At 72.5% G+C, this 16,958-nt stretch carries 15 protein-coding genes; 5 read left to right on the forward strand and 10 right to left on the reverse strand.

Going from position 1 to position 16,958, the window contains the following annotated elements:
• Positions 1 to 103: 103 nt before the first annotated feature.
• A complete protein-coding gene (locus tag AB0G32_RS24945; RefSeq protein ID WP_361167296.1) occupies positions 104 to 1,435 on the reverse strand; it encodes an aminotransferase class I/II-fold pyridoxal phosphate-dependent enzyme in 1,332 nt (443 codons plus the stop codon).
• Positions 1,436 to 1,470: 35 nt separating this feature from the next.
• Between AB0G32_RS24945 and AB0G32_RS24950 the strand changes: the two genes are divergently transcribed.
• Positions 1,471 to 2,163: a pyridoxamine 5'-phosphate oxidase family protein gene (locus AB0G32_RS24950; RefSeq protein WP_361167299.1), complete on the forward strand. Its 693-nt coding sequence runs from the start codon at positions 1,471 to 1,473 to the stop codon at positions 2,161 to 2,163.
• 58 nt (positions 2,164 to 2,221) lie between these two features.
• Here AB0G32_RS24950 and AB0G32_RS24955 read toward each other — a convergent pair whose 3' ends face one another.
• From AB0G32_RS24955 to AB0G32_RS24965, 3 genes are all read right to left on the reverse strand, one after another.
• Complete coding sequence (locus AB0G32_RS24955; protein WP_361167302.1) at positions 2,222 to 3,226, reverse strand: EamA family transporter; 1,005 nt, start codon at positions 3,224 to 3,226, stop codon at positions 2,222 to 2,224.
• A gap of 150 nt (positions 3,227 to 3,376) precedes the next feature.
• The gene (locus AB0G32_RS24960) at positions 3,377 to 3,916 is read right to left on the reverse strand and encodes a Clp protease N-terminal domain-containing protein (RefSeq protein ID WP_361167304.1); all 540 of its coding nucleotides are present in this window, start codon (positions 3,914 to 3,916) and stop codon (positions 3,377 to 3,379) included.
• Positions 3,917 to 4,111: 195 nt separating this feature from the next.
• Positions 4,112 to 4,765, reverse strand: a complete 654-nt coding sequence (locus tag AB0G32_RS24965) for a PadR family transcriptional regulator (RefSeq protein WP_361167307.1) — start codon at positions 4,763 to 4,765, stop codon at positions 4,112 to 4,114.
• A 160-nt stretch (positions 4,766 to 4,925) separates the two neighbouring features.
• Here AB0G32_RS24965 and AB0G32_RS24970 point away from each other — a divergent pair, with 160 nt between their 5' ends.
• Positions 4,926 to 5,738, forward strand: coding sequence for a PhzF family phenazine biosynthesis protein (locus AB0G32_RS24970; RefSeq protein WP_361167310.1), 813 nt, complete (start codon positions 4,926 to 4,928; stop codon positions 5,736 to 5,738).
• 93 nt (positions 5,739 to 5,831) lie between these two features.
• Here the strand turns inward: AB0G32_RS24970 and AB0G32_RS24975 are convergent, their stop codons facing one another.
• Together AB0G32_RS24975 and AB0G32_RS24980 are read right to left on the reverse strand one after the other, a co-directional pair.
• Positions 5,832 to 6,629, reverse strand: a complete 798-nt coding sequence (locus AB0G32_RS24975) for a type II CAAX endopeptidase family protein (protein ID WP_361167313.1) — start codon at positions 6,627 to 6,629, stop codon at positions 5,832 to 5,834.
• A 216-nt stretch (positions 6,630 to 6,845) separates the two neighbouring features.
• Positions 6,846 to 8,345: a glutamate--cysteine ligase gene (locus AB0G32_RS24980; RefSeq protein ID WP_361167316.1), complete on the reverse strand. Its 1,500-nt coding sequence runs from the start codon at positions 8,343 to 8,345 to the stop codon at positions 6,846 to 6,848.
• A gap of 576 nt (positions 8,346 to 8,921) precedes the next feature.
• On the opposite strand from AB0G32_RS24980, the gene AB0G32_RS24985 reads away from it, so the two are divergent.
• Together AB0G32_RS24985 and AB0G32_RS24990 are read left to right on the forward strand one after the other, a co-directional pair.
• Positions 8,922 to 9,506 (forward strand): hypothetical protein, encoded by a 585-nt coding sequence (locus tag AB0G32_RS24985; protein ID WP_361167319.1) that lies wholly within the window; start codon positions 8,922 to 8,924, stop codon positions 9,504 to 9,506.
• 383 nt (positions 9,507 to 9,889) lie between these two features.
• Positions 9,890 to 10,096, forward strand: coding sequence for a DUF5999 family protein (locus AB0G32_RS24990; protein ID WP_361167322.1), 207 nt, complete (start codon positions 9,890 to 9,892; stop codon positions 10,094 to 10,096).
• Positions 10,097 to 10,108: 12 nt separating this feature from the next.
• On the opposite strand, the gene AB0G32_RS24995 is transcribed toward AB0G32_RS24990, so the two are convergent.
• From AB0G32_RS24995 to AB0G32_RS25005, 3 genes are all read right to left on the reverse strand, one after another.
• Positions 10,109 to 10,873 (reverse strand): carbohydrate ABC transporter permease, encoded by a 765-nt coding sequence (locus tag AB0G32_RS24995; protein WP_361167376.1) that lies wholly within the window; start codon positions 10,871 to 10,873, stop codon positions 10,109 to 10,111.
• Positions 10,874 to 10,944: 71 nt separating this feature from the next.
• A complete protein-coding gene (locus AB0G32_RS25000; RefSeq protein WP_361167325.1) occupies positions 10,945 to 11,943 on the reverse strand; it encodes a sugar ABC transporter permease in 999 nt (332 codons plus the stop codon).
• Positions 11,944 to 11,949: 6 nt separating this feature from the next.
• Positions 11,950 to 13,242 (reverse strand): extracellular solute-binding protein, encoded by a 1,293-nt coding sequence (locus tag AB0G32_RS25005; protein ID WP_361167328.1) that lies wholly within the window; start codon positions 13,240 to 13,242, stop codon positions 11,950 to 11,952.
• A gap of 266 nt (positions 13,243 to 13,508) precedes the next feature.
• Between AB0G32_RS25005 and AB0G32_RS25010 the strand changes: the two genes are divergently transcribed.
• Complete coding sequence (locus AB0G32_RS25010; protein ID WP_361167331.1) at positions 13,509 to 13,928, forward strand: TOBE domain-containing protein; 420 nt, start codon at positions 13,509 to 13,511, stop codon at positions 13,926 to 13,928.
• A 52-nt stretch (positions 13,929 to 13,980) separates the two neighbouring features.
• Here the strand turns inward: AB0G32_RS25010 and gcvP are convergent, their stop codons facing one another.
• Entirely contained in the window at positions 13,981 to 16,875 is a 2,895-nt protein-coding gene (gcvP, locus tag AB0G32_RS25015; RefSeq protein ID WP_361167334.1) for an aminomethyl-transferring glycine dehydrogenase, read from the reverse strand.
• Between the last annotated feature and the right edge of the window lie 83 nt (positions 16,876 to 16,958).

A 16,958-nucleotide genomic window follows, 5' to 3' on the forward strand; every position in this document is an offset into this window, starting at 1 on the left:
CCCCGCACTCTCGAACCACCCCACCAGGGCGTGAGGAACTGCCCCCCCGCCCCGGCTCCACCCAGCCCCCGCGCCCTCTGCCCAGCCATGGCCTAGGCACGGCCTAGACATGGCTCCGCACCGGCCCACCCCCCAGCGCCCCCGCGACCGCGTCCGCCAGCAGCCCCGCCTCCCCCTCCCCCAGCGTGGAAACAGTGACCCGCACGCCCGGCGACGCGCTCACCCGGAACCGCGCCCCCGGCGCCACCGCCCACCCCGCGCCCAGCAGCCGCGCGACCACGCCGGTCTCGTCCGGCACCGGAATCCACACGTTCAGACCGCTGCGGCCATGCGCCGCGACCCCCCGCCGGGCGAGCGCGTCGAGCAGCGCGTCCCGCCGCCGCCCGTACGCCGCCGCCACCGCCGCCGAATCCACGGCCCCCTCCGCCCACAGCCCGGCCACGGCCCGCTGGGTGATCCGGCTGACCCAGCCGGGTCCGAGCCGCTGCCGCCCGCGCACCCGGTCCAGCGTCACCGTGTCCCCGGTGAGGACGGCGAGCCGCAGATCGGGCCCGTACGCCTTGGCGGCCGAGCGGACGAACGCCCAGTGCCGCGTCGTACCGGCGAGCGGGCACAGGGGCAGGTCGACGATCCGATGGCCGTGGTCGTCCTCGATCAGCAGCGTCTCCGGGTGATCGCGGAGCACTGAGCGCAGGACCCGGGCGCGGGGAGCGCTGAGCGCCGCGCCGGTCGGGTTCTGCGCCCGGTCGGTGACGACCAGCGCGCGGGCCCCGGCCGTCAGCGCGCCGCGCACGTCGCCGGGGAGCGGCCCCTCGTCGTCGACGCCGACCGGTACCGTGCGCAGCCCGAGCGCCGGGACGAGGTCGAGCAGGCCGCCCCAGCCGGGGTCCTCGACGGCGACGGCGTCACCGGGTTTCAGGTGCGCGGCCAGCACCCGTTCCATCGCGTCCAGCGAACCGGCCGCGACGGCCACCGGGCCGTCCGGGACCCCGTCGGCGTCCAGTTCGGCCCGGGCCAGGCGGACCAGGTCCGGTTCGGCCGGCGCGTGTCCGTACAGCACCGGCTCCCGGTCGTGGTGCCCGGCCGCCGCCGCGAACGCCGGGCCGAGGGCGGGCAGCAGCGCCGGGTCCGGATTGCCGTCGGACATGTCCCGCACCCCCGCCGGCACCTCCGCCCGGATGAACCCCCGCCCGGTGGTGGCCGGTTTGGCCCGCACCCGGCTGCCCCGGCGCCCGGCCGTCTCGATGACCCCGCGCTCCCGCAGGACGCGGTACGCGGCGGCCACCGTGTTCGGGTTCACCCCGAGCCGCTCGGCCAACTCCCGCATCGGCGGCAGCGGTTGGCCCGGCGCCAGTTCCCCCGCGGCCACCGCGCGCTCGACGCTCGCGGAAATGTCGGCTGCGCGCCGCCCACTGATCGGATAACCTTCTAGCACAAAGCCGATTATGCACTAGTGCAATGGAGAGCACCATGCAGGGGACCACGGGGACCACGCCGCAGCCCGCCGCCACCTATCCGCCGACCGACCGCACCGTCCCCACCCGCTCCCCGGACCGCGCCTCCTACGACCGGGAACTGGTGCACTCGATACTCGACGAGGGGTACGTCTGCCACCTCGGCTTCGTCCGGGACGGCGCCCCGGTGGTGCTGCCGACGCTGTACGGCCGGGTCGGCGAGCGGCTCTACGTGCACGGCTCGACGGGCTCCCGCCCGCTGCGCATGACCGGACAGGCGGACCCGGGGCTGCCGGTGTGCCTGACGGTCACGCACGTGGACGCGCTGGTGCTGGCCCGGTCCGCCTTCCACCACTCGATCAACTACCGGTCGGTGGTGGTGCACGGCACGGCGTACGACGTCACGGACCCGGAGGAGAAGCGCACCGCCCTCGACGCCCTGGTCGACCATGTCGTACCGGGCCGCGCCGGTGACTCCCGGCCGGCGAACAAGAAGGAGCTGGCGGCCACCGCCGTCATCCGCCTCGACCTGCGCGAGGTCTCCGCCAAGGCCCGCACCGGCGGCGTGAACGACGAACCCGAGGACCTCACCCTCCCGCACTGGGCCGGACTCCTCCCCCTGCGCAAGGGTTACGGCACCCCGGTCGCCGACCCCGGCCTGGCCCCCGGCACCGCGGCCCCGGACTACCTCGCGGCCCCGCGCCCCTGACCCGCCCGCCGCGGCGACACCGCCCACCGCCCGGCCCGACTGCGACGCGCCGGGCGACTCACCGGTGGGCCCGCCTCAGGCGGCGGGACAGTTCCCTTTCCGGACCTCCGGACGCCACCGGCTCGGCCGCTCCCGCGACGGGTGTCGACGCCTGGGCGATGAAGGCCCCCACCAGCACCACCGCGCCCCCGGCGATCTGCGGCGCGGACAGGTGTTCGCCGAGCAGCACCCAGGCCAGTACGGTCGCGATCACCGCCTCCAGACAGGCCACGACCCCCGCGACCTGCGGCGACAGCCGGCGTACGGAGACGATGCCGGTGACGTACGCCAGCACCGTGGCGATCAGCACGATCCAGGCCAGCAGCAGCACGGCGGCGACCGGCGTACCGTCGACCGGCACGTCGTGCGCGAGCACCCGCCACTCCATGCCCCAGGGACGGGCGACGACGGTGAGCACGGCCGCCCCGACGAGCAGCCCGTAGGCGATCACACCGAGCGGGTCGGGGGTGTCGTCGCCGGCGTCGCTGCCCCGGTCGGACAGGACGAAGTAGCCGACCTGGCAGCAGGCCGCACCGAGCGCGAGCAGCAGACCCAGCGCGTCGAAGCCCAGCCCCGCCCAGACCTCCACCACACAGGCGAGGCCGCCGACCGCGAGGACCACCCCGAGCGCGGCGGCCCGGGTCACCGGCCGCCGCTGCACGAACCGCACCCAGCCCAGCACGAGGGCCGGTGCCAGGTACTCGACCAGCAGGGCCACGCCGACGGGGATACGGGAGAGCGCCGCGAAGTAGCAGGCCTGGACACCGGCCACGGCGAACAGACCGTACCCGGCGAGCAGACCGGGCCGGCGGCGCACCAGCGCGCGGTGCCGCACGGCGAGCGGCAGCATCACCAGGGCGGCGCCGGCCACCCGCAGCCACACCACGTGCAGCGGGTCGAGGCCCGCCTCGATCAGCGGCTTGGCCGCGACCCCGGAGCCGCCGAAGGCGAGGGCGGACCCGAGCGCGATGCCGAGCGCGGCACTCTTTCCCCCGCGGCCAAGCGCGCTGTCAGTCGTCTGCACCGGCCCATGATGACAGGCGAAGACATGACCGTCACCCCGTTCACACCTGTCTCGCCATCAAATACCGAACACCGGACATCGCCCGAACACCGAAGCCCGCCCACCACGCACCACGTACCACGGACCGCACACCACGGACACCGACCGGGATCAAGACCTCGGTTCCACCCACCCGCCCACCCGGGCCAGCACCGCCTCCGCATCGACACCCGCCCGCCCCAGCACTTCGACGGCCCGCGCCCCCGGATCCGTGACGAGCGCGGCCAGGAGATCCACCCCGCCGGCCAGAACGGCCCCGCGCCGCACCGCACGCCCGCCCGCCCGGTCGATCGCGGTGGCGGCCGAGGGGGAGAGACCCGCGGTCTCCCTGACCGCGGGCACGGCACCGGAGTCCTCGACGGTGCCCTGCCAGCGCAGGCCATAGCCGATGCTGCGCTGCACCAGGTAGCCGAGCAGCCGGGCCAGCTGCGGGCCGTCGCCCAGCACGGCGCACACCTCGGGGTCGGACTCCAGGAGCGAGTGCAGCAGGTGGGCGGTGTCGATCTGCCGGTCCCCGTCCCGGACCGCCCTGCGGCGCGCGCCGGAGACCACCGACGCCAGTTCGGGGCTGAGCCGGTCGTCGTGGTCGGCGCCGTCCGGCCGCCGGGCGTCTTGCTCACCGGCCGACTGCCGGGGGATACGGGGTTGCACCACCCCACCCCATCAGTCCCCATAGGACCGGGTCATCCCCGGAGGGGAGCATTTCGGCGTCCCACGCAGAGTGGACGCCGACGGCCGCGATCTCCTCCTCACGGATGAGATCACGCCGCAGGGCGCCCGCACGCGAAGGCGCCCCGCGGATCGCTCCACGGGGCGCCTTCTCGGTCCGGGGGCCGGGGCCGGCCGTCAGTCCTCGTCGGCGAGGATCCGGTACAGCTTCTTGCGAGACTCGTTGATGACGGCGAGCGCCTTCTCCCGCTGCTCCTTGCTGCCGGTCTTCCAGACCTGGCCGAACGCTTCCATCAGGCCGAAGCCGGCCTGCCGGATGTCGTTCAACGCCTCCCAGTCGACCCCGCGCGACGCCTCTTCCCAGGGGGCCTCGGGGCCCTCCTCGGCGGCGGTGCGGCCGGACTCGGTGAGGGCGAACAGCTTCTTGCCGCCCTCGCTCTCACTGGCGATCAGCCCCTCGTCCTCCAGCAGCTGGAGGGTGGGGTACACCGAGCCGGGGCTGGGCTTCCACGCCCCGCCGCTGCGCTCGGCGATCTCCTGGATCATCTCGTAGCCGTGCATCGGCCGGTCCTTGAGCAGGGCCAGGATCGACGCGCGTACGTCGCCGCGCCGGGCCCTGCCGCGCGGGCCGCCCCGCCCCCGGCCGCCCCAGGGCCCGGGACCGAAGCCCGGCCCGAACGGTCCGGGGCCGCCACCGGGGCCGCCACGGCCGCCGGGACCACCCGGCCCGAAGGGGCCGAAGGCCGCCCGGCGTCCTTCGAAGCCGCCGCGTCCGAAGGGGCCGTCCTGGCCCCGTCCACCGTGTCCACGCTCGTGTCCGTGGGTACGCATCGCAATCACTCCATTCCATCGTTGATCTGTCGCGATGCGTCAACGATATATCGGAACCGTTCGCTTGGCAACCCCCGGCCCATCCGCTTGCTCGGCAGCCGGTCCAGTGGTCGCGAATTGGCCTTGGCCCGGGCGTCCCCGAGCCCTTTAGCGTCAGGGCATGCGCATCCGAATCGTCGACGCCTTCACCGACCGGCCCTTCGCGGGCAACCCCGCCGGGGTCCTGCTGCTGGACGCCTTCCCGGACGACGACCTGCTCCAGAAGGTCGCCCTGGAGGTCAACCACGCCGAGACGGCCTTCGCCCACCGCCTGCCCGAGGGCGGCGCGGCCGACTGGGCGCTGCGCTGGTTCACGCCGGCCACCGAGGTCGCCCTGTGCGGCCACGCCACCCTCGCCACCGCCCACGTCCTGCACACCAGCGGCGCCCACCAGGGGCCGGTCCGGTTCGCCACCCGCAGCGGTGTCCTGGTGGCCACCCCCGACGCCGACGGCTCGATCACCCTGGACTTCCCGACCGCGCCGCTGACCCCGGTCGAGGCCCCCGAGAAGCTGGCCGCGGCCCTCGGCACCGAATGCCGCGCGGTCCTCGACACCGGCCCGAACGTCGGTGACCTGCTGGTCGAGGTCGCCGACGAGAAGACCGTCCGCGAGCTGACGCCGGACCACAAGGCGCTGGCCGCCCACTCCGAGCGGGGCGTCATCGCCACCGCCCGGGCCGACGACCCGGCGCGCGGCTACGACTTCGTCTCCCGCTGCTTCTTCCCGAACATCGGCATCGACGAGGACCCGGTCACCGGCAGCGCCCACACGGCGCTCGCCCCCTACTGGTGCGAACGGCTGGGCCGCCCCGCCCTCACCGGGCTCCAGGCGTCACCGCGCTCCGGTCTGGTCCGGGTCGAACCGCGCGGCGAGCGCACCCTGCTGAGCGGGCGCGCGGTGACGGTGATCGAGGGCGAGCTGCTGGCCTGGTGACACCGGAGCGGGGGTGCGGGACACACTCCGCACCCCGGCTCACCCGCACCCTCGCGCCCCTGCACCCCCGCTCCCCCGCCCGCCGTCGCGCCGCTACGCCGTCGGCAGCCAGCTCACCTTCCCGGCCAGCAGCGCGTAGCCCACGAAGGCGCCGATGTCGAGCAGCGAGTGCGCCACCACCAGCGGGCCCACCCGGCCCCACCGCCGGTAGAGATACGCGAACACCACGCCCATCACCATGTTGCCGATGAAGCCGCCGATGCCCTGGTACAGGTGGTACGAGCCGCGCAGCACGGAGCTGGCCACCAGCGACGCCCGCGGCGTCCAGCCCAGCTGGTCGAGCCTGCGCAGCAGGTAACCGACGACGATGACCTCCTCCAGGACCGAGTTCTGCACGGCGGAGAGGATCAGCACCGGGTACTTCCACCACACCTCGGGCAGCGCCTCGGGCACCACCGTGAGGTTGAAGCCGAGGCCCCGGGCGGCCAGGTAGAAGGCGATGCCGCTGCTGCCGATGACGGCCGCGATCACCGCCCCGCGCAGCAGGTCGGGCCCCGGCCGGGTGCGGTCGAAGCCCAGCACCCGCAGGCTCCGTCCCTCACGCAGCAGCAGATGGGCGACGAGGGCGACCGGCACCAGCGCGGTGGCGATGCCGAAGAGCTGCCAGGCGAGGTCCAGCCAGGGGCGGCCGGGCGCGGCCGAGGCGTTGAGGGTGGCCGCCTGGTCCTTCAGTCCGCCCGGCCGGGTGACCGAACCGATGAAGCTGATCAGGGCGGATACCCCGCTGGCGCCCAGCGAGAGGGCCAGCACGAGCAGCGTCTCGTCGCGCAGCCCCCGTCGTGAGAGCCCTTCCTGAGGGATGGAATCGACCACCGGGCCCGCCTCCGCCATGCACACCTGCCTCCACCGGACGTCACAGCTTGCCCGATCAGTATGCGGCGGACGTCGGCGGGGGCGGGTGAACGGAGGAGACGGACGTCAGCGAGGGCGGACGAACGAAGGAGACAGACGTCGGCGGGGGCGGACCAACGAAGAAGACGGACGTCAGCGCGGTGCGGGTGGCCGCGCGAACCGGTCGCGCGCGGCTACGGCGCGGGCACCGCGCGGCTACGGCCGGCCCACCGGCCACAGGTGGACCGGGTCCCCCTTGTGCATCAGCTCGACGTACCGCCGGGTCGTCGCGGCCAGCGCCGCCTCCCGGCTCATGCCCGCCTCCAGCGCCCGGTGGAAGGTGGCCGCCTGCCAGGTGGCGCCGTTGACCCGGCGCCGGCACCGCTCGTCGATCACGCCGAGATAGAAGTCGCGGTCGGCGGGTTCGATGCCCCATGCCTCGAGTCCCGCCTCGGCCAGCGGCAGCAGCTCGTCGCGGACCAGGGCGGCGGCGTCGACCTCGGTGGTGCCGCCGAGCCGGCCGCGCCGGGGCCAGGTGAAGCGGGCGTCGATGCCGTACCGGCAGGCGGCGTCGAAGTTGGCGGCGGCGGCCTCGAACGGCAGCCGCGTCCACACCGGCCGCGCCTCGTCGGCGAGGGCGCGGACGACGCCGTAGTAGAACGCCGTGTTGGCGATGACGTCGGTGACGGTGGGGCCCGCGGGCAGCACGCGGTTCTCCACCCGCAGGTGCGGTACGCCGTCGGCGACGCCGTAGACGGGGCGGTTCCAGCGGTAGACGGTGCCGTTGTGCAGGACCAGTTCGGCCAGCGACGGCGCGCCGCCCGCGTCCAGCACGGCGAGGGGGTCCTCGTCGTCGCAGATCGGCAGCAGGGCCGGGTAGTAGCGCAGGTTCTCCTCGAACAGGTCGTACGCCGAGGTCACCCACCGCTCCCCGAACCAGGTGCGCGGCCGTACTCCCTGGGCCTGGAGCTCGGGCGGCCGGGTGTCGGTGGACTGCTGGAACAGCGGCGGGCGGGACTCGCGCCACAGCTCGCGGCCGAACAGGAAGGGCGCGTTGGCGCCGACCGCGATCTGCGCGGCGGTGACCGCCTGCGCGGCGTTCCACACCCCGGCGAACCGCTCGGGGGTGACCTGGAGGTGCAGTTGCACCGAGGTGCAGGCGGCCTCGGGGGCGATGGACTTCGAGGTGCAGCTGAGGCGTTCGACGCCGTCGATCTCCAGGTGGAAGTCCTCACCGCGGGCGGCCACGATCTGGTCGTTGAGCAGGGCGTAGCGGTCCACGTCGGAGAGGTTGGAGGAGACCAGGTCGTCCCGGTCCAGGGTCGGCAGAATGCCGATCATCGCGATTCCGGCGTCCAGCTCCCCGGCCTTTCGGTCGGCATATGCCAAGGAGGTCCGGATTTCCTCGGCGAGCCGGTCGAATACCCGGCCCTCCAGCCGGTGTGGGGCTATGTTGACTTCCAGGTTGAACATGGCGAGTTCTGTTTGGAAGTCACGGCTCGCGATGCGTTCGAGGACCTGGCCGTTCAGCATTTTCGGCATCCCGTCGCCGCCGACGAGATTCAGTTCGATCTCCAGCCCCATCAGGTTCTTCGGACGGTCGAACCGCTGCTCCGCCAGGAGCCGCTCCAGGCCCGTCAGGCAACGGCGGAGCTTGTCCCGGTAGCGCTGGCGATCGGACAGGTCCACCTGGCCTGCCGCGACCTTCTCCCCCATAGAAAGCGTCCTCCTCGGATAGCGGGCCGGCCGCCGGCCGCCGATGGGTGCCGGTCAGGTTGGATGATGCCCAGCCCAAGCGATCGATAACGTCCCCGCGCCGACCCGCGAGCCGCTACGCTGGAGCGATGTGACCGGGGGCACATTCACTGGGCATGGCGCGCACACAGTTTCGGCCCCGAGCAGGCCCCGGGCAACTCGTGGAAAAGCCCGACGACAATAGGCCGACCGCTTCCCGGGTATTTCCCGAGGTCATGGGCGTCCACCCCCTTCGGAATCAGGATATCCCTCCGCATATCGCCGACCGAATGCGGTCTGGTTCGTCTTGCCGGAAACCGCTAGCCGAAACACAGTCTGAACACGTGTCGTATAAACTTCGCGGACACGGCAGAGAGCTGGCGCCTACGGTCGAGAGATGCTGCCGAGGCGACGTACGGCAGCCCTCACCCCCGCATCCGGCTCTCGGACCCGGCCTCGCCTCTCTGCCCCTGTGAGCTGACAGCGTCGTCCGCCCGGCCCCACGCCGCCCTGCCCCGCCCTCGCGCCACCGTGCCTGTGATTGAGAGGCGACCCACCATGCCGCTGCATGTCCCCCCGGCTCCCGCGCCCGCCCTGCGCACCGTCCTCACCGCACTCTCCTCGCCCACCGCGGTCCGCGAGGCCCGCACCCCGTCGCTGCTCGGCGCCCGGGGCCCGGTCACCCCCGAACTGCCGCTGCCGCTGCACGTCCTGGACCACGTCACGCCCGAGGGAGTACCGGCCGTCCGGCTCGCCGGGTGGCGCTTCCTCGTCAACGGCGGGGACCGGGTGGTGGCCGCCGCGGACACCATGCTGACCCCGGACGGCTGGGCCTTCTCCCGGTTCTTCGAGGGCCCCTACGTCACCGCGACCCAGCGCGCGCTGCGCCACGCCGAGGCGATGCCGCAGCCGTTCCAGCCGCGGCTGCTGTCCGTGCCCGGCCTGTACATGCTCGCCCTGTGGCTGCACGGCGACCACACCGCCGACGCCGCCGCCGGCCACCCGGACGCCGCCGACCTGCTGGTGCCGCTGGCCCCGGCCCCGCCCGGCATCGCGGCGCACCGGCCGCACCGGGTCGCGGACCTGCTCCCGGTCCTGACCCACCGCGCCACCCCGACCCCGCTGCTCCGCTCCCCCGCCTGATCTCCCGCCCGCCCCCACGCGACCCCGCCGCCGAAGAAAACGGGCGGCGGGGTCGCGTGCGCTCATAGGAGCAGGCATTCACTCATCCCGTTTCACCCGGGTCCGGCACCCGACCGGACCAGCCCCTTCGGGCCCCGGCGAATCGTCCGAGCGGACAGCGGAGTTGGACTGAACCGTCCGGGCGGGTGACGCGTCCTCAACCTGTGAGAGACGGTGCCGCGAAATACCTGCGGATCGACGCCCATGGGGCAACACTGGGTCCGGACCGACATAGCCAACGGGGGACGGCCATGAACCACGTTTCACACCGCGGGACAGCGCCGACAGCACACCCGAACAGCACGCACCCCATCCACTTCACTGCGGAGCGAGAGAACCCTGCCATGTGCCAGCACCAGCCACCGTGTCCGTCAGCCCATTCCGCCGACCGGGAATCCGCCCGTCTCGTGGCGCACCACCCGGAGCAGGGCTGGAGCCTGCTGTGCAACGGCGTCCTCTTCTTCGAGGACACCGGTGAGCTCCTGCCGGACGGCCGGATCATCGCCCCGCACCGCCCGCTCGGCGCCGGCCAGGTGATGACGGCCGCCTGACCGGCACCGGCGTCAGCCCTTCGTGGCACCCGCCGCGAGCCCGCCGACCAACTGCCGCTCGGCCACCGAGTAGAAGGCGAGGGCCGGCACCATCGCCAGCACCAGGTAGGCGAAGACCCGGGCGGTGTCGGCGGAGTACTGGCCCTGGAACTGCTGGACCCCGATCGGGATGGTCCACCAGGTCGAGTCGGTGAACACCAGCAGCGGCAGGAAGAAGTTGTTCCAGCTGGTCACCACGGCCAGCACCGACACCGTGCCGAGGGCCGGCCGGGCCATCGGCAGCAGCACCCGCCAGAAGAAACCGAACGGCCCGCAGCCGTCCAGGGTGGCCGCCTCCTCCAGCTCACCGGGAATCTCCCGGAAGAAGCCACGCAGGATGATGATGGTCATCGGCAGTCCGAAGGCGGCCTGCGGGAGGATCACACCGAGCGGGTTGTCCAGCAGCCCCATCGAGCGCAGCAGCAGGAACAGCGGCAGCGCCGCCACCGCGAAGGGGAACATCAGCCCCATCGTGAACAGCGTGAACAGCGCCTCCCGGCCGCGGAACGCGAACCGCGCGAAGGAGAACGCGGCGAGCGCGGAGACCGCGACCACGATCACGGTGGTCGCCACCGCGATCAGCGTGCTGTTGCCGACCAGCCGCCAGAAGGAGCCCGAGCCGAGGATGCCGGTGTAGTTGGAGACCTGCCACGGACTCGGCAGCCCCACCGGATTGTCGGAGAGCTGATCGCTGGACTTGAAACCGGACAGCACGGCGTACAGCAGCGGTACGGCCATGACGGCGCCGACGACGGTCAGGACGATGTGCAGCGGCAGGGTCCGCCCGCGGGACTTGCGGGACGTGGTGCTCACTTGCCGTCTCCCCTCATGGTCGTGGTGGCCCCCTGGAGGTCGCGCCGCAGCACGAACCGCTGGTAGGCGAGGGCGAAGACGAGGCTGATGCCGAACATGACGACGCTGATCGCGCTGGCGTAGCCGACCTGGTAGCGCTTGAACCCGAACTGGAACATGGTGACGGCCATGGTCTCGGAGTGGTGGTCGGGGCCGCCCTGGGTGACCACCCACACCAGGTCGAACAGCTGGATGGCGCCGATCACGGACAGGAACACGCTGATCCGCAGGGTGGGCGCCAGCAGCGGCAGGGTGACGTTGCGAAAGCGCTGCCAGGCGTTCGCGCCGTCGATGAGCGCGGCCTCGGTCAACTCCTTCGGGATGGACTGGAGTCCGGCCAGGTAGAGCATCATGTGGAAACCGAAGTACTTCCAGGTCATGACGAGGAAGAGAGTCGCCATCACCATCGACGGGTCGGCGAACCACTCCCCGCCCAGCCCGTCCAGGCCGACGCCGCCCAGCGCCCGGTCGGCGAGCCCGTCGTCCGGCGCGAAGATCATGCCGAACAGCACCCCGGTGATCGCCTCGGAGAGCACGTACGGCGCGAAGAACAGCATCCGGTAGACCGCCCGGCCGCGCATCCGCTGGTTCAGCAGGACCGCCATGGCCAGCGCGAACGGCAGTTGCAGCACCAGCGACAGCACCACCAGCACCAGACAGCGCCACAGGTCGCCGAGGAAGACCGGGTCGTCGAAGAGCCGGGTGAAGTTCTCGGTGCCGATGTAGTCCGAGGGCATGCCGAAGCCGCCCCACCGGAAGAAGGCGGCGTACAGCGCGAACAGGATCGGCAGCACGACCAGGACGAGGAACAGCACCAGGGCGGGCACTTGGAAGCCGACCGCGGTGAGCCAGTGGGTGATCCGGCGCCGGGACCGCCCCCGGGCCGCGGCGGCCGGCGGGGGCGGCGGGCCGCCGCCGGGGCCGGTCCGCTTGTCCGGCAGGAACGTGGAGGTCATCGGCGGTTACCGCTCTTCCTTCGCGACCTTGGTGATCGACTCGGTGACCTGCTCGGGCGACTTGGAGCCGGCGATGAGCGCGGCGACACTGTCGTTGACCTCCTGGCCGACGGCGGGCGCGTAGGCCTGGTCGAGATAGAGCTGGAAGCCGGTGGCCGCCTTCAGCTGCTTCTGTACGGCCGTCAGGTTGACGTCGGTCAGGGCGCTCTCGGCGGCCGGGACCACCGGCAGCACACCGGTCTTGGTGACCAGTTCCCGGTCGGTGGCCTCGGAGGCGAAGAACTTCAGGAAGTCCACGGCGGCCTGCGGGGCATCGCGCCGCAGGGCGTGGCCGTTGGCCCCGCCGAACACCTCGGTGAGGGCGCCCTTGCCGCCCTCGACCGCCGGGAACGGGAAGAAGCCGAGGTCGTCCCCGAGCCCCTTGCCCGAGTCGGCCTGCACCACCGGGGCCCACTGGCCCATCAGTTCCATCGCGGCCTTGCCGTTGCCGACGGCGGCGGCCTGCCCGTTCGGCGCGGAGTAGGCGGCGCCGAGGAAGCCCTTCTGGAACGGCTGGAGATCGGCCAGTTCCTTCAGCAGCTGCCCGGCCCGCACGAACGCTTCCCCGGTAAAGTCCTGGTCGTCGGCGGCCTGCTGCACGGCCGCCGCGCCGCCGACCCGCATCGCCAGGTAGGCCCAGTAGTACATGCCGGGCCACTTCTCCTTGCCGGCCAGGGCGAGCGGCACGATGTTCTCCGACTTCAGCGCGCGGACGGCGGCCAGGAAGCCGTTCCAAGTGGTGGGCGGAGCGCTGACGCCGGCCTTCTTGAAGAGCGCCTTGTTGTACCAGAAGCCGACCATGCCGCTGTCGAACGGGATGCCGTAGAGCTTGTCGTCGATCAGGTACGGCTCCTTGGCGACCGGGAGCATGCCGTCGGCCCACTCCCTGGTGCGGTCGGTGAGGTCCTCGACGAGGCCCGCGTCGACCTGTTGCTTGAGGACCCCGCCGCCCCAGGTGTGGAAGATGTCCGGGAGCTTGCCGGAGGCGATCAGCGCCGTCATCTTCGACTTGTAGGCGTCGTTCTCCAGCTGGACGATCTTTATCTTCACCTGGGGGTTCCGCGCCTCGAACTTCTTGGCGAGGGCCGCCCAGACGTCCTTGGTCGGCTGGGTGGTGGAGATGTTCCACCACTCGATGGTGGTGGTCCCGGACGACCCTTCGTCCGAGTCACCGCCGCAGCCGCTCAGTGCCGTCATGCCCAGACCGGCCGCGGCCGAGGCCGCCAGGAAGCCGCGGCGGGACAGTGCCGGGTCGCCCATGATGCGCTCCTTGGGTACGAAAGTTTCGGAGAAAATCCAGAAAGCTGCGCTGTTGCCGCACCCTAGAGACAGCGCACAAACGGTGGCAACCCCCTGTGCACCACGAATCTTTGCTCACGGAAGCCCAGCCGTCCCGGCATCTCGAAACATTCGGATCAATCCGCGAACCTTTTACCCGACGCGAAGCCTCGAATCAGCCCGCTTAACGGGCATATCGGACTACTGTGGACTCACCCTCCCGCCCGTCCGACCTCAGCGAGGCATCCATGAGCCTGAGCATCCGCAACCAGCTCCCCGGCACCGTCACCGCCGTCACCCCCGGCGAGGCGATGGCAACGGTCCGGATCCGTCTGGCCGACGGCCAGGACCTCACCGCGGCGATCACCCGGGAGGCCGCCGACGACCTCGCGCTCGCCCCGGGCTCGGCCGTCCGGGCCCTGGTGAAGTCGACGGAGGTGTCCCTGGCCACCGCCTCCGTCACGGGCCTGTCCCTGCGCAACCGGCTGCCCGGTACGGTCACCGCGCTCACCGCCGGCGACGCGATGGCCGCTGTGAAGATCTCCGTCGAGGGCGCCGAACTGACCGCCGCCATCACCCGGGACGCCGCCGACGACCTGGCCCTGGCCCCCGGCCTGCCGGTCGTCGCGCTGGTCAAGTCCACCGAGGTGGCCCTCGCCACCGCGTGACGGCAACGCGAAGGGGCCCCGCCGTTCGGCGGGGCCCCTTCGCATCTCGTGCTCAGTCCTCGTACGCGTCCAGCGGCGGGCAGGAGCAGACCAGGTTCCGGTCCCCGAAGGCCTGGTCGATACGGCGCACCGGCGGCCAGTACTTGTCGGCCGCCGACACCCCGGCCGGGAAGACCGCCTCCTCGCGGGTGTACCCGTGCGCCCACTCCGCGCCGAGCGCGGCGGCGGTGTGCGGCGCGTTCCGCAGCGGGTTGTCGGCGGCGGACCACTCGCCCGAGCCGACCTTCTCGATCTCCGCGCGGATGGCGATCATCGCGTCGCAGAACCGGTCCAGTTCGGTCAGGTCCTCGGACTCGGTCGGCTCGATCATCAGCGTCCCGGCCACCGGGAACGACATCGTCGGCGCGTGGAAGCCGTAGTCGATCAGCCGCTTGGCGACGTCGTCGACGCTCACGCCGGTCGCCTTGGTCAGCGGCCGCAGGTCGATGACGCACTCGTGCGCGACCAGCCCGCCCGGACCCGTGTACAGCACCGGGTAGTGCGGCTCCAGGCGCTTGGCGACGTAGTTGGCGGAGAGCACCGCCACCTGCGTGGCCCGCTTCAGCCCCTCACCGCCCATCAGACGCACGTACGCCCAGGAGATGGGCAGAATGCCCGCCGAGCCCCAGGGAGCCGCCGAGACCGGGCCCACGCCCGTCTGCGGGCCGGCCGCGGGCTGGAGCGGGTGGTTGGGCAGGTACGGCGCGAGGTGCGACCGTACGGCGACCGGGCCGACGCCGGGACCGCCGCCGCCGTGCGGGATGCAGAACGTCTTGTGCAGGTTGAGGTGGGAGACGTCGCCGCCGAAGTGCCCCGGCTCGGCGAGCCCCACCAGGGCGTTGAGGTTGGCGCCGTCCACGTACACCTGGCCGCCCGCCTCGTGCACGGCCGCGCAGATGTCGGTGACGTGCGCCTCGAACACGCCGTGCGTGGACGGGTAGGTGATCATCAGCACCGCCAGCTCGTCGCGGTACTGCTCGATCCTGGCCCGCAGGTCCTCGACGTCGACCTCGCCGTCCTCGGCGGTCTTGACGACGACGACCCTCATCCCGGCCATCACGGCGCTGGCGGCGTTGGTCCCGTGCGCGGACGACGGAATCAGGCACACCGTCCGCTGCTCGTCCCCGTTGGCCCGGTGGTACCCGCGTACGGCGAGCAGTCCGGCCAGCTCGCCCTGCGACCCGGCGTTGGGCTGGAGCGAGACGTTGTCGTACCCGGTGACCTCGGCCAGCCGCTCCTCCAGCTCCCGGATGAGCGTCAGATAGCCCTGTGCCTGCTCGGCCGGGGCGAAGGGGTGCAGCTGCCCGAACTCGGGCCAGGTCACCGGCTCCATCTCGGTGGTCGCGTTGAGCTTCATGGTGCAGGAGCCCAGCGGGATCATGCCGCGGTCCAGCGCGTAGTCCCGGTCGGCCAGGCGGCGCAGGTAGCGCAGCATGGCGGTCTCGGAGCGGTGCTGGTGGAAGACCGGGTGGGTGAGGAACTCGTCGGTGCGCAGCAGTCCGGCCGGCAGCGCGTCCGCGGTCGCCGCGTCCAGCGCCTCGATGTCGCCCTCGACCCCGAACGCGTTCCACACCCCGCCCACCTGGGCCCGCGTGGTGGTCTCGTCGCAGGCCATCGAGACCTGGTCGGCGTCGACGAGCCGCAGGTTGACACCGTTCTGCCGGGCCGCGGCGACGACCTCGGCGGCCCGCCCGGGCACCCGCGCGGTGACCGTGTCGAAGTAGTCGCCGTGCACGACCTCGATCCCGCCGGCCGCGAGGCCCGCGGCGAGGATCGCGGCGTACCGGTGGGTGCGCCGGGCGATGCCGCGCAGCCCGTCCGGCCCGTGGTAGACGGCGTACATCCCGGCCATCACGGCGAGCAGCACCTGCGCGGTGCAGATGTTGCTGGTGGCCTTCTCCCGGCGGATGTGCTGCTCACGCGTCTGGAGCGCCAGCCGGTAGGCCCGGTTTCCGTCGGCGTCCACCGAGACGCCCACCAGCCGCCCGGGCAGGCTGCGCGCCATCTTCTCCTGGACGGCCATGTAGCCGGCGTGCGGCCCGCCGAACCCCATCGGCACCCCGAACCGCTGCGTGCTGCCCACCGCGATGTCGGCGCCCAGCTCACCGGGCGACTTCAGCAGGGTCAGCGCCAGCAGGTCGGCGGCGACGGTGACCAGCGCGCCCAGCTCGTGCGCCCGGTCGATGACCGGCTTGAGGTCGCGTACGGCACCGGAGGCGCCCGGGTACTGGAGCAGGACCCCGTTGATCTCCCGCTCGGCGACCTCGGCCGGGATGCCGTCGCCGAGGTCGGCGACGACCACCTCGACCCCGGTCGGCTCCGCCCGGGTCCGGATCACGGCGATGGTCTGCGGCAGCGCGTCCGCGTCGACCAGGAACAGGCCCTTCTTGTTCTTCCCCATCCGCCGCGACAGCGCCATCGCCTCGGCGGCCGCCGTGCCCTCGTCCAGCAGCGAGGCCCCGGAGGTGGGCAGACCGGTCAGCTCGGCCACCGTCGTCTGGAAGTTGAGCAGCGCCTCCAGGCGGCCCTGCGAGATCTCCGGCTGGTACGGCGTGTACGCGGTGTACCAGGCGGGGTTCTCCATGACGTTGCGCAGGATGACGGGCGGCGTGAAGGTGCCGTAGTAGCCGAGCCCGATCATCGAGTCGAGCACCTGGTTGCGGTCGGCGAGCGAGCGCAGCTCGGCCAGCACCTCGGCCTCCGTGCGCCCCCGGGGCAGGTCCAGCGCGCCGGCGTTCCTGATCACCTCGGGCACGGCGGCGGCGGTCAGCTCGTCGAGCGAGCCGTACCCGACCTGGGCCAGCATCTTGGCCCGGGCTTCCTGGTCGGGGCCGATGTGGCGCTGCTCGAACGGAATGCCCTGTTCGAGCTCGGCGAGCGGGGTGCGCGGCGTGGGATGGGCGGTCATTGCGGAGGCCTCCTGGTCTGACGCGACCTGCGAGGGGCACCATGGCGCGGGTGCCCGGACGGCCTCCCCCTCTGTCATCTCGA

It is taken from the genome of Streptomyces sp. NPDC023723 (genome assembly GCF_040639815.1).
Classification (GTDB): Bacteria; Actinomycetota; Actinomycetes; order Streptomycetales; family Streptomycetaceae; genus Streptomyces.